Source organism: Shewanella sp. GD04112 (assembly GCF_029835735.1).
Lineage (GTDB): Bacteria > Pseudomonadota > Gammaproteobacteria > Enterobacterales > Shewanellaceae > Shewanella.
The window spans coordinates 4,745,193-4,757,937 of the sequence record NZ_JAOEAL010000001.1 but is presented as its reverse complement, the minus strand read 5'-3'; the positions used below and the strand labels follow the sequence as shown (position 1 = coordinate 4,757,937).

The window sequence follows — 12,745 nt, the reverse complement described above, 5'->3', positions numbered from 1 at the left end:
GCGTCGAGCTTAGCTTCGACGCCCTTTTGGTTAGGGACGTAGGCAAACCTCGGCTTAAGGTGTGTAGTAAGTGGCTGCGCCTGGCCCCACAGGCAGACCAAAGCCAAACACCCACAGGAAGAAGAACGCCGTCCAGCCAACGAAAAACACTAAGGTGTACGGCAGCATAGTGGCGATAAGCGTGCCTATGCCAAGGTTTTTCTGGTAACGGCAAGCCACGGCCAAAATCAGCCCGAAATAACTCATCATAGGCGTGACTAAGTTAGTCACTGAGTCGCCAATACGGTAGGCCGCTTGAATGGTTTCGGGCGCATAGCCGACTAACATCAGCATGGGCACAAAAATGGGGGCGGTAATGGCCCACTGAGCCGAGGCGCTACCCAGCATCAAGTTGATAAAGCCACAGATCATAATAAAAAACAGGAACAGGATTGGCCCAGTTAAGCCAATGGATTGCAGGGCATCGGCACCCAGCACGGCTAACACGGCACCCAGATTACTCCAGTTAAAGAAGGCCACAAATTGCGCCGCAAAAAACACCAGTACGATATACAGCCCCATAGTGCTCATGCTGTGCGACATGGCATTGATAACGTCTTTATCGTTTTTAATGCTGCCAACGACCTTGCCGTAGACAAAACCCGGGATAGCAAAACAGATAAAGATAAAGGCGACGATGCCTTTGAGGAAGGGCGAACCCGAGACCAGGCCGGTTTTAGGATCGCGCAGTGGCGCACCCTCTGGCACGACTGACAGCGCAAGGATTACCGCTAGCACCAGCATAGATAATCCCGCCCACTTGAGGCCGCGTTTTTCCAGCTCGGTGACATTGCCCATGGGTTGGTGCACGGTTTCATCGGCATCATCGCCTTGATACTTGCCCAGTTTCGGCTCGACAATTTTCTCGGTCACAAAGGCCCCGAGGAAAGTGATCACAAAGGTCGAGACAAACATAAAGTACCAGTTAACCTCGGGGCCGACGTTGTAGTCGGGATCGATCATTCGCGCCGCCGCCTCAGTGATACCCGATAACAGTGGATCGACAGTACCAAGCAATAGGTTAGCGCTGTATCCCCCTGATACCCCAGCAAATGCTGCGGCAAGCCCCGCCAGTGGATGGCGACCTAAGGAGTGGAAGATCATCGCCGCCATGGGAATTAATACCACATATCCAAGCTCTGCCGCCGTGTTCGACATAATGCCGGCAAATACGATAGTTAACGTCACCAAACGCTTCGACGCGCCCATAACGAGTGCACGCATCGCCGCGGATAACAGTCCCGAACGCTCGGCGATACCCACACCCAGTAGGGCGACCAACACAGTGCCTAAGGGCGTAAAGCCAGTGAAGTTAGTGACTAAGTTGGACACTATCATCCGCAAGCCTTCGGCATTCATCAGACTGACCACATGAATAAGTCCATCGGCACCTCGGCCGTGGGCGCCCTCGGGGCGCGGATCGGTGACCGTTAATCCAAAGTAGCCCGCAATGCCCGATACTAAGATCACGGCGACACAGAACAGGGCGAACAAGGTAATAGGATGGGGGAGTAGGTTCCCTAAGCGTTCGACAATATTAAGAAAACGGACAAACCAGCCGCGAGAACTCATGTCGTCGGCCTGTGGTGAATTGACGGGAATATCGTTGGATTTCGAGCTCATTCTCTTGCCTCTGTCGACCTTTGCTAGCGCATTCTTTACCCGGGAGCAGAATCGATGCGGCGTACTTGGCAGAGCTATGTCTGGCCCAAGTGGTTGGATTAACGCTAAGGTGAAAGTTAAAAAATTGGCCGAAAAGTATGATGGTTAAGCTTTAATTGAAACTTAAATGTTGCAACTGCGGCTGTGCGGCGGATTATGGGGGAAATGCGGGGTAAAAAAATGGACTCACTAGGAGTCCAGTATTCACGAGCAAAAAGGTTGCTCTTAACGTTGTGCATATACACTATAGCCTAGTTTTTCTGTATCCAAGCTGAATAATCTCGCTGGTCATTTTGTTGCTTAATGCTCTGACCAGAGTAGCTAAAGCTAATATTTCATTGCGTTAGCTATCGCTTTAGATGAAATTCTTGGCCATTTATGTTTAGCTGTACCCGTTGAGACTAAGAACAAACCCTAAGGATGGAAGATGGACAAACTGTTATTAGGATTAGCGCTGATTTTTATCGTCACCTACCTTTGGTACGTCAGCCTAGTCAAAAAGCGCAATACCGCCCTCGAAGCCCTGTCGGGAATCGATGTGCAGTTAGCCAAGCGCGCCGATCTTGTGCCCAATATCCTCAAAATCGCCAAGCGATTTATGGATCATGAAAAGTCATTACTCACTGAAATCACTGAGCTACGCACGCAATTAACCCGCAATTACAACAAGACAGATCCGAATGCGGTGAAAGAGCATATCGCGCAAGCCGAGAAGCTGAACGATAAAATGGGTGCCTTGATGGTGAGCGTTGAAAGCTATCCCGAGCTGAAGTCGGACAATACTATGCTCGAGGCTATGCAAACCTATAACGAGGTCGAAGCCCATATCTCTGCTGCCCGCCGTTTCTATAATTCGGCGGTGTCTGAGTTAAATACTGCCGTTGAGATTTTCCCCGGGTCGATTATTGCGTCGATGGCAAACATCAAGGTGATGCCATTCTACGAGGTGAATGAAGCCTCTAAAGCGCCGATAGACGCGGCGGATTATCTGTAATCCTTCGATATTTGCGGGGCCAAGATAGGCTCCGCAAACATATTAACTGAATGAATATACTCACCTTTATCTTAGGTAGTCCCATCAAGGCTCAGCGACAGGCGGCAAGATTGTCAGCCGACGCTTCGGATAGGGCGTCGCTGCAGGAGTACTACGATACCCAACTGGCGCCGCTCGCCGCCCGCTATGAAACTAAGCGCGTCAACAGCCTTAAGGCCACACGTAAACGCTTATATCTTAGTTTGGCGATAGTCGTAGGTCTCGTGCTGTTAGCGCTATTGGGGCATAGCCGTGGGCTCATGCTGTTTCCGCTGCCGTTGGTCGCGCTATTGGGATTAGGGTTTTGGAGTTTTACACCGACTCGGCAGTTTAAGCGGCAAGTACAGCAAGAAATTTATCCCATCATGTTTAAGTACTTTGGTGAGGATTTTATCTACAACCGCGAGATGCGCCTCGACATGAATCGCCTCAGTGCGGCTAAGGTGCTACCTAATTACGATAAGGCGAGCTTTGGTGATTATATTCAAGGCCAATACAAGGGCATCGAGTTAGTCGTCAATGAGTTAACCCTAACCAAAGACGTGCGAGTGGAGGAGTGGGACGGCAATAAACGCCGCACCGTGACCCGCACCGAGACCCGCTTTCGCGGCACTGTGGTTGAGCTAAGTAGCCATAAGCAATTTATTGGTCATACCGTGGTATTGAAGGATCGCGGTGGGCTGGCAAATTTCTTATCCGACAGCCACTCAGGGCTGCAAAGGGTGAAGCTTGAAGATCCTTTGTTCGAAAAAGAGTTCGATGTGTTTTCAACGGATCAAATCGAGTCGCGCTATTTGCTCAATACCGCCTTTATGGAGCGCTTGCAACAATTGGCAAAATCCTTCGATGGGGATATTCAATGCGCCTTCTTCCGCAATCGTTTGATCTTGTTTTTGCCAAATCGCCGTAGTCGTTTCCAGATGCAATCTATCTTCGACAGTGCTAATTTTTCGGCCGAATTTAGCCAGTTAAACCGTGAGATGAAGCAACTCTTTGCTATTATTGAAGTACTTAAACTAAACGAACACACGGGACTTTGATGCCAGCAACGCATTCTTCGCCACTTTGCCTTAAGTCGATAGCCATCATTAGCCTTGGTTTGTGGTTGGCTTGGGGAAGTGTTGCGGCCGCGTTTGCCGATGAAGCCAAGCCTAAGCCTCGTATTGTGGCCCGTTATTCTGAAAGCGGTATTGTGAGTAACACTGGGCAAGAAAAAGTCAAAGTTTATCAATATCTACAGGCCAATGGTGTCACGGCTTTTACCGATAAAGCGCCGACCACCAATGAGTATCAAATCCTGCTCTATGACTGCTTTGCCTGTCGCCCTGACTCCAAAATTGACTGGAATGGTATTCGGCTGTTTACCCGCAATTACGATAGCTTGATCAGCCGTGCGGCCCATAAACATCAATTAGACCCTGCACTTATCCGCGCTGTGATCCACGCTGAATCGGCCTTTAATGCCAGGGCCTTGTCACGTACTGGCGCAATGGGCCTGATGCAATTGATGCCCGAAACCGCCAAAGAGATGGGCGTGACCAATGCCTTTTTGCCGGAGGAGAATATTCTCGGCGGCAGTAAGTATTTGGCGCAAATGCTAAAACAGTTCAATGGAGATATTGCATTGGCCTGCGCCGCCTACAATGCTGGGCCAACCACAGTGACCCAATACAACGGTATTCCTCCCTATCCAGAAACCCAAGCCTATGTGGAGCGGGTGCAAATTCTGCTAAAACGTTACCGCAGCGCCAAAGTCTAGCTGCTCTGTTGCATGCGGTGATGACGCAATAGGATTGGCTTATTCGCCGACTTCCCATTTAACGATGACATTGCCATCGGCTTGGCCTAAGTTTTTGCCGAGGTAATCGAGCATCTCAGTCGCGATTTCATCCAGTTGCCAAGGTGGGTTGATCACCCATAGTCCTGCGGCTGTCATGCCAAATTCATTGGAGTCCGGTTTGATTGCCTGTTCGATACGTAGCTGGCGCTTAATACCGCTGCTGGCTAAGCGGGAAAGCATTTCTTCCGTCTGCGCGCGGTTGACTACGGGATACCAGAGCATAAATATGCCGGTGGCAAAGCGCTTATGCGCCTTGATTAAGGTCTCGGCGACCGTTTGATAGTCGGTCTTAATCTCATAACTGGGATCGACAAGTACCAGTGCGCGGCGCTCAAGTGGCGGTACCGCAGCAATCAAGCCTTTAAGGCCATCGCCCTTGATGACTTTTACCTGCTTATCCTGCTCGAAATACTCATCCAGCAGCAGATGATCGGTACCGTGCAGCTCGTGCAGCAGCATACGATCCTTCGGCCCCAGCTCCATATCGATAATGGCGGGAGAACCTGGATAAAAGTTGAGTTCTTCTGGATTGTCTTCGTTAAAGTGACGCACCGCATCTACATAATCCTGCAGGGATTTTGGCAGATCGGTTTTATTCCAAAGCTTAGCTACGCCTTCGAGGTATTCACCCGTCTTCTGAGCAAACTCATCCGTTAACGCATAACCGCCGGCACCTGCATGGGTATCGATATAGACTAAGGGTTTGTCTTTCTTATGCATTAACTGCAAAGTTTGCAGCAAAATAGCGTGTTTCAGCACATCGGCATAATTGCCGGCGTGATAACCGTGGCGGTAACTTAACATGGAGGATCCTAGTTATTTGCAAACAATGCAAAGGGAGGCAAACGCATGTGGGCAATTATACCTAGGATGCCTTAAAGCGTAAAACGAATGCCTCAGTTAGCCGTCTTTTTCTGTGCTAACCAGTGGGTTGGGGTTTGCATTTGATAGGTTTTTAGCCACAACGAGGCTGGTGCAGGTTTGCCAAATAAGTAGCCTTGGAATTGTTCACACCCCAGTGCTGTGAGCTGTATCAATTGGGTTTCAGTTTCAATCCCCTCGGCAATTACATGCAGTTTTAAACTCTTCGCCAACAGAATTGCCGCGTTGACAATTTGCGTGTGGCGCTCGCTAATGCCGAGCTGGCTGACAAAGTAGCGATCAATTTTTATTGTATCGGCGCTTATGTCAATCAGCTGGCTTAAGGAAGCATGGCCTGTGCCGAAATCGTCGATCGCAATGGAAACGCCCATTCTCGCGAGTGTGTTTAAGCGTCTGCCAGTTTCTTTGTGGGTGGAAAACACTGAGGTTTCAGTGATTTCAATTTCTAAAATTGGAATGAGTTCGGGATGGTTAATATATGTCTGGATCAGTACCTTGAAGAATCGATCCGACAAAATATCTTGTCCCGATAGGTTGAAGGCAATCTTAGTCATAGGGACATTTTTGGGCCAAGCACGGATCAATTGAAGTAATTGCCTAAACACTTTAATGGCGAAAATCGCCTGCAACTGCGATGACTCTATGATGGGGATAAAGGTGCTGGGCATGATCATACTGCCGTCTTTGTCGAACATTCTGGCGAGCGCTTCAAAGCTAATAATATGCCCATCTGCCAACACTTTTGGTTGCAGCCACATTTCCAGTCGGTTGTGTTTTAGCGCGTCGCGGATTTTGCTTTCTTGCGAGGATGCCTCAAGTAAATTGTTAATCAAGCCAACGTAATACACCATAACTGGGTTGGCTTGGGTGGTTTGTTTAATGGCAATCAAGCATTGCTCGGCGGCTTGCTGCGGAGCGGATTTATGGCCAGAACTACAGCCAACGCGACACTCTAAATGGTATTCAATCTGTTGTTCTTGCTTAAGTTTTAAACTTGTCGGAATGCGAAGACGTAATTGCGGTGCGAGCGTCTCTGGCGAGATGAGTGGCTGTTCGGTAAATTCCAGGGCAAAGGATGCACCTCTAAAACGATATATTTTGGCCTGATGGCCGAAGCGCTCTTTAAGCTCTAAGGCAAAGGCTTTGAGGATGGCATCTCCCACGCTGATGCCAAAGGCGGCATTAATTTGGCTTAGATTATCGATCTTAACTAGGGCGACAGTCATTTCCTGGTGGGCAGTACTTGGTGTCGGGTTATACCAGTGGTTCTCGTTGGGTAGGCCAGTGACTAAATCGTAAAAATGGGTACTGATATGGTGCTTTTTGAGTCGATTGAGTTCGAGCTCATGATTGGCTTGTGCCGTGATATCGTGGCAGTGAAACAGCAAGGTATCATGGTGCTCTAATGAGGCTTTTTGCAGTAGATATCGACTGCCGCTATTGTGCCTTAAACGGGTATGGAATGAGGCGGCCAACAAATTCGTACTGGTATCTTGGTCCACTTCAAAAATATCACACAGGCGAGTGCGATTAAGTGTGACATCTCCTGCGATTTGTTTTGCCGCATTATTCAAGTTGAGGATCACTCCATCTTCATTACAGAAGAAGGAGGCCGTGCCATTATTGTCAAAGATTTCTGCATATTGATCTAAAGAGCGTTGCAGCGCGTGTTGATGCTGGATCATTTGCTGCGCATGGACTTTCTGGGTTTTTAACAACCGCATGGCTGACAACGGGATACAAATATTGAAAAACATAAACAACAGCCCGTTGAGGTAAGCGTGGGTTGCTGGCAGGCTAATATCGACATCGACAATAGGCGGGAGATTCTGGTTACGCAGTAGCAATAAGAAAGGCAGCACATTGAAGCACATCATCCAGAAGGCGACTTTTCGACCAAACAGGAAAAGCGCCATCAGCGGCAGCGTATACAGGAAGGTAATGCCCGCCTGCGACAAGGTAAAATCTGGAATAAACAACAGTATTGCCAAGCAGGCCGCGACCACCATGGCCAGCAAGCTGATTGAGCTCGCCAGTAAATACCGACGGGTAAACCATAATGCGAGAAATAAGACGGTTAAAAAACTGACCGTAATACCAATAATAAAGCTGAGGTTGAGCTCATATGCGATCAATGAGCTGTGCAGTACTATGCTGGTGGTCAGAATGGCACCACTTAGCAAAATAATCCGCAATAAACTGGTTTTTAATATGGTTCTATCGGGGTTTAAAAAGTCTTGCTCCCTGATAAACAAAAAACCTTTCAGCCAGTTAAGCAAAAAATGTCCTTATTCCGTATGGAAGTCGCAAGGTTGGCTCGGAACAAAACATATAACACAAATCGCTAAACTGTTATATAAATAGATTTTTGCCTTTATCAATCAGTTAATTACACTGTGACTCATGTTTGAGTTTACCTCAGGTGGCTTAGACAAATTGACTCATAGAATAATGAGCATTAACAAGATGATTGACCGAGTTACATATTCACGAAGCAGATTTTTAGGCATAATAGCCATCATTTTGTTGCTTTGAAGATAGCCTGTGACTCCGATTTTTTTTAATCAGCAATTTCCAACTCTTGTGGACATTTGTGCCCGCTGGCAACTGGTTTTTGATGCCGATGCGCCGTTTGAATTGCGTTTTGAATCAGACACCTTGACGCTACATAAGCGCGATGAGCCTAAGCTCGATGGCATAGTAGTGGATTTTGTGACTGGCGCGGTTGCCCATAGACGCAAGTTTGGTGGCGGTCGTGGGCAGTCGATTGCTAAGGCTGTTGGGTTAAAGCAGGGCGTTACCCCAAAAGTGGTCGATGGTACTGCGGGCCTCGGTCGCGATGCCTTTGTGTTGGCAAGTTTAGGTTGCACTGTGACTATGGTAGAGCGCCATCCTGTAGTGGCCGCATTATTAGAAGATGGCCTGCGCCGTGCCTATCAAGATGCCGAAATCGGCGGCTGGATGCGTGATCGTATGCAGCTTTTCCATGGTTCTAGCCTCGAAGCACTCGCCAAATTGGAGCAAGAGGTTGATGTGGTCTACCTCGACCCTATGTATCCCCACCGCGACAAATCAGCCTTAGTCAAAAAAGAAATGCGAGTCTTTCAAACCTTAGTCGGTGCAGACCTCGACGCCGATGGCTTGCTCGTCCCCGCCATGGTTCTAGCCAGTAAGCGTGTAGTGGTGAAGCGCCCCGATTATGCTGAAGACCTCGCTGGCGTTAAGCCCAGCATGGTAATCGAAACTAAGAAAAACCGCTTCGATGTCTATGTAAAATCGGCAATGAAGTAGCGATCTTCATCCATTTTTAACGCCCTCTTGTCCCTTAGTTATTGAGGATTAAGGCAATAAAAAAGCGCTAACCTAGGTTAGCGCTTTTGTTTTTGAATAAAGGTTATGTTTATCGCACTAAGGTAAACAGTGGGGTTTGACTGACCGCTTGAAAATCCAGCGCCATGGTTACACTGAGTGCTGTGATGGTAATAATTGAAAAACCAAACACTTGTCTGGCCCAACGTGGCATATCCACATCTTGACGATAACCTTTGAGGGCCATAGTTAGCCACCAGAGGCTGGTGGCACAGGTCACGGCCATAAAGGCGGTGCCTGTGTAACCTGCGAGTGGCAGCATGGTGCTGACCAAGGCGAACACTGCGATATAGAGCACTATATGGTGCTTCGCCTTGGCCATCCCTTCGGCGACTGGCAGCACGGGGATCTTCGCGGCTGCATAGTCATTAAAGCGGAAAATCGCGATGGCGTAGGAGTGTGGCATCTGCCAGAGGCTGAACATCAGCAATAAAATCACTGCGCCCATATCCATTTGCCCCGTCACGCTGCAATAGCCCACCACGGGCGGTACTGCGCCCGAAAAGCTGCCGACTAAGGTGCCGTAAACCGAGTTTCGCTTCATATAGAGGCTATAAATCCCGACATACACGACATAGCCAATAGCGGCAAACAGCAGAGCTAAGGCATTGGTGAACAAGGCTAAGATACCAAATCCAAGCACGCCTAAGGCGATGCCAAACAGCAAGACATGGCTTAGGGGAATTTCGCCCGTGACGGTGACGCGTTTGCAGGTGCGCTGCATTTTGGCGTCAATGTCACGGTCGATACAGTTATTAATCGCACAGCCAGAGGCGACGACTAAGGATAATCCCACTAAGCTTGCCAGCATCAAGACCAGATCCACATCGCCCTTAGCGGCCAATAGGAAGCCGCCAGCAACGGAAATCAGATTCCCGAAAATGATGCCAGGCTTAGTCACCTGTACATACCCTTTGAAGCGTGCTTTCCATTGCGTCGATGTCAATCTAGCTTGTGTGTTCATTTGCTGTGTCTCGTTACATCATCAAAGCGTTAGCTTCGAGAATGATCCATACCGACAAGCCAACCACCATCACGATGATCAGTGCGGTAAATAGGAAGGAGAAGGTGTTGATCTTGCCTTCCTTAGAGAAGTCCAAGTGCAGGAAGTACTTAAGGTGTACCAAAATCTGCACCAGTGCCGTGACAACGACGATGGCAAGCGTCGTCGATTGCTCGAAGTGATGGGTCATTACCGCCCAGAATGGGATGGCAGTTAACACCACTGACAGCACAAAACCGACTAAGTAGGACTTGATGCTGGCGGCCAGATCGTCTGCGCCATGGCTATGGTCATGTGATTGAGTATGTGCGCCCATTACAGTGCTCCCAATAAGTACACAACGGTGAATACGCAAATCCACACGATGTCGAGGAAATGCCAGAACAAGCTTAAGCAGCTCAAGCGAGTGATGCTGCGGTTACCTAAGCCAGTTTTGGCGACTTCAATCATCATGATTGCCATCCAAATTAACCCCGCGGTCACGTGCAAGCCGTGCATGCCCACTAAGGTGAAGAAAGATGACAGGAAGGCGCTGCGTTGTGGGCCGTTGCCATGTTCGATCAGGTGATGGAACTCATAGACTTCCATGCCGATAAACACACAGCCCAGTGCAAAGGTAATGGCTAACCAAGTAAGGGTTGCCGCCTTGTTGTGGCGCTTAGCGAAAATCAACGCGAAACCATAGGTAATACTACTGAGCAGCAGGGCTGCGGTTTCGATCAGCACAAAGTCCAGTTCGAAAATGTCTTTACCCGATACACCGCCGTCGGTGTTCATATAGAGCACGGCGTAGGTGGCGAATACCGAAGCAAACAAGATGCAGTCGGTCATCAGGTAGAGCCAAAAACCAAACAGGGTGTTGCCACCCGTATCATGGTGCTCGTGGTGCTCCTCGGCGTGAGCAACTTCTAAATCAGCTGGGATTGCAACACTCATATCAGCCCCTTACTACATTGTTTAAGTGAGCATTTTCAATGCGTGCCACTTCATCGGGTTGAACGTAATAGTCGACATCGTTGTTATAAGCACGGAATAAGAACACGATAAACGCGCCCACCATGCCCACAATCGCGAGCCACAGAATGTGCCAAATTGCAGCAAAACCAGCGGCAGTAATGCCCAGCGCCATTAAGATACCGCTCGGGGTATTTTTCGGCATATGGATTGGCTGATAGTGTTTGAGGCGTTGATAGGCGGTGCCTTTTTCTTTGGCATCGGTAAAGGCATCGATATCAGACACTTGTGGCAACTTAGCAAAGTTGTAGAACTGTGGTGGTGATGCGGTTGACCATTCCAGCGTGTGGCCATTCCATGGGTCACCCGTGGTGTCACGGTTTTGGTCGCGGTCACGGATACTCACGTACAGTTGCACGAATTGCAGAATGATACCGACCATGATGATGCAAGCACCCACGGCAGCGATATAGATCCACATGTTCCATGCTGGGTTATCAATGTGGTTGATACGGCGAGTCATACCCATAAAACCGAGTACATACAGCGGCATAAAGGCCACATAGAAACCAATCTGCCAGCACCAGAATGACGCTTTACCTAAACGCTCATTTAAGTGGAAACCCGTTGCTTTCGGGAACCAGTAAGCAAAACCCGCTAAGTAACCGAACACGGCACCACCGATAATAGTGTTATGGAAGTGAGCGATCAGGAACAAGCTGTTGTGCAGTACGTAGTCGGCGCCAGGTACGGCCAATAACACGCCCGTCATACCACCGATGGTGAAAGTCACCATAAAGCCTAAGGTCCACAGCACTGGCACAGTTAAGCGCAGGCGGCCGCGGTAAATAGTGAACAACCAGTTAAACAGTTTTACCCCAGTCGGGACCGCAATCACCATGGTCATCACACCGAAGAAGGCGTTGACGTTGGCGCTCGAGCCCATGGTAAAGAAGTGGTGTAACCACACGATAAAGCCGAGGATCGAAATCGCGCCGCTGGCCCATACCATTGAGGAATAGCCGAACAGACGCTTAGAGGTAAAGGTTGAAATCACATCCGAGAAGATACCGAACGCAGGTAAAATCAGGATGTACACTTCAGGGTGACCCCAAGCCCAGAACAGGTTGATATACATCATGGCGTTACCACCACCATCATTGGTGAAGAAGTGGAAACCCATATAGCGATCGAGTGTTAACAGCGCTAAAACGGCGGTCAGGATCGGGAACGATGCCACGATCAGGATGTTGGCCCAAGTACAAGTCCAAGTGAAGATAGGCATTTGCATCAGCTTCATGCCTGGAGCACGCATCTTAAGCACTGTCGCGATAAAGTTGACCCCGGTTAAGGTTGTCCCTATCCCCGAAATCTGTAGCGCCCAGATATAGTAATCGACCCCAACGCCCGGACTGTAAGCCAGCTCAGACAAAGGCGGGTAAGCCACCCAGCCGGTACGGGCGAATTCACCTAAACCTAATGAAATATTGATCAGCACGGCACCAGACGCAGTTAACCAGAAGCTGAGGTTGTTCAAGAAGGGGAAGGCAACGTCGCGGGCACCGATTTGCAGTGGCAGCACTAAGTTCATTAGACCGATCATAAATGGCATCGCCATAAAGATAATCATGATCACGCCGTGGGCTGTGAAGATTTGGTCGTAATGTTCTGGCGGCAGATAACCTGCGGCGCCATTGGTGGCCAGTGCCTGTTGGGTACGCATCATTATGGCGTCGGAGAAACCGCGGATCAACATGATGAAGGCAAGCACTATGTACATGATACCGAGGCGTTTATGGTCAACCGAGGTTAACCAGTCGTGCCAAAGCACACCCCATTTTTTGTGTTTAGTGATCAAGGCTGCGACGTACAGGCCTATCACGGCAACAACCGCAAGGGTCACCATGATGATAGGCTCATGATACGGGATCGCATCTAAGCTTAATTTACCGAGAAAAGACAT

At 49.1% G+C, this 12,745-nt stretch carries 11 protein-coding genes; 4 read left to right on the top strand and 7 right to left on the bottom strand.

Annotation, left to right across the window (positions count from 1 at the left end):
• Nucleotides 1–54: 54 nt before the first annotated feature.
• A complete protein-coding gene (locus N7386_RS20855) occupies nucleotides 55–1,662 on the bottom strand; it encodes an AbgT family transporter (RefSeq protein WP_279770810.1) in 1,608 nt (535 codons plus the stop codon).
• Nucleotides 1,663–2,128: 466 nt separating this feature from the next.
• Here N7386_RS20855 and N7386_RS20850 point away from each other — a divergent pair, with 466 nt between their 5' ends.
• From N7386_RS20850 to N7386_RS20840, 3 genes are read left to right on the top strand one after another with little or no spacing between them, the layout of a single operon-like run.
• Nucleotides 2,129–2,695 carry a LemA family protein gene (locus tag N7386_RS20850; RefSeq protein WP_011624553.1) on the top strand — a complete coding sequence of 189 codons (567 nt, stop codon included), beginning with the start codon at nucleotides 2,129–2,131 and terminating at the stop codon, nucleotides 2,693–2,695.
• 50 nt (nucleotides 2,696–2,745) lie between these two features.
• Entirely contained in the window at nucleotides 2,746–3,774 is a 1,029-nt protein-coding gene (locus N7386_RS20845) for a DUF3137 domain-containing protein (RefSeq protein ID WP_109286697.1), read from the top strand.
• Nucleotides 3,774–4,493, top strand: a complete 720-nt coding sequence (locus N7386_RS20840) for a lytic transglycosylase domain-containing protein (RefSeq protein ID WP_023266137.1) — start codon at nucleotides 3,774–3,776, stop codon at nucleotides 4,491–4,493. Before N7386_RS20845 ends, N7386_RS20840 begins: the two co-directional genes overlap by 1 nt.
• Nucleotides 4,494–4,532: 39 nt before the next feature.
• Here N7386_RS20840 and rlmJ read toward each other — a convergent pair whose 3' ends face one another.
• Nucleotides 4,533–5,378: a 23S rRNA (adenine(2030)-N(6))-methyltransferase RlmJ gene (gene rlmJ / locus N7386_RS20835; protein WP_279770805.1), complete on the bottom strand. Its 846-nt coding sequence runs from the start codon at nucleotides 5,376–5,378 to the stop codon at nucleotides 4,533–4,535.
• A gap of 92 nt (nucleotides 5,379–5,470) precedes the next feature.
• Complete coding sequence (locus N7386_RS20830) at nucleotides 5,471–7,735, bottom strand: EAL domain-containing protein (RefSeq protein WP_279770803.1); 2,265 nt, start codon at nucleotides 7,733–7,735, stop codon at nucleotides 5,471–5,473.
• 265 nt (nucleotides 7,736–8,000) lie between these two features.
• Here N7386_RS20830 and N7386_RS20825 point away from each other — a divergent pair, with 265 nt between their 5' ends.
• Complete coding sequence (locus N7386_RS20825) at nucleotides 8,001–8,747, top strand: class I SAM-dependent methyltransferase (RefSeq protein ID WP_279770801.1); 747 nt, start codon at nucleotides 8,001–8,003, stop codon at nucleotides 8,745–8,747.
• A 109-nt stretch (nucleotides 8,748–8,856) separates the two neighbouring features.
• Here N7386_RS20825 and cyoE read toward each other — a convergent pair whose 3' ends face one another.
• Genes cyoE through cyoB form a run of 4 tightly spaced genes read right to left on the bottom strand, consistent with a single transcriptional unit; the run spans nucleotide 8,857 to nucleotide 12,745 of the window.
• Entirely contained in the window at nucleotides 8,857–9,789 is a 933-nt protein-coding gene (gene cyoE / locus N7386_RS20820; RefSeq protein WP_011718749.1) for a heme o synthase, read from the bottom strand.
• A gap of 13 nt (nucleotides 9,790–9,802) precedes the next feature.
• Nucleotides 9,803–10,144: a cytochrome o ubiquinol oxidase subunit IV gene (gene cyoD / locus N7386_RS20815; RefSeq protein WP_126512164.1), complete on the bottom strand. Its 342-nt coding sequence runs from the start codon at nucleotides 10,142–10,144 to the stop codon at nucleotides 9,803–9,805.
• Entirely contained in the window at nucleotides 10,144–10,764 is a 621-nt protein-coding gene (cyoC, locus tag N7386_RS20810) for a cytochrome o ubiquinol oxidase subunit III (RefSeq protein WP_011718747.1), read from the bottom strand. The genes cyoD and cyoC overlap by 1 nt, the downstream gene beginning before the upstream one ends.
• Before the next feature lies 1 nt (nucleotide 10,765).
• Nucleotides 10,766–12,745, bottom strand: coding sequence for a cytochrome o ubiquinol oxidase subunit I (gene cyoB, locus N7386_RS20805; RefSeq protein WP_023266129.1), 1,980 nt, complete (start codon nucleotides 12,743–12,745; stop codon nucleotides 10,766–10,768).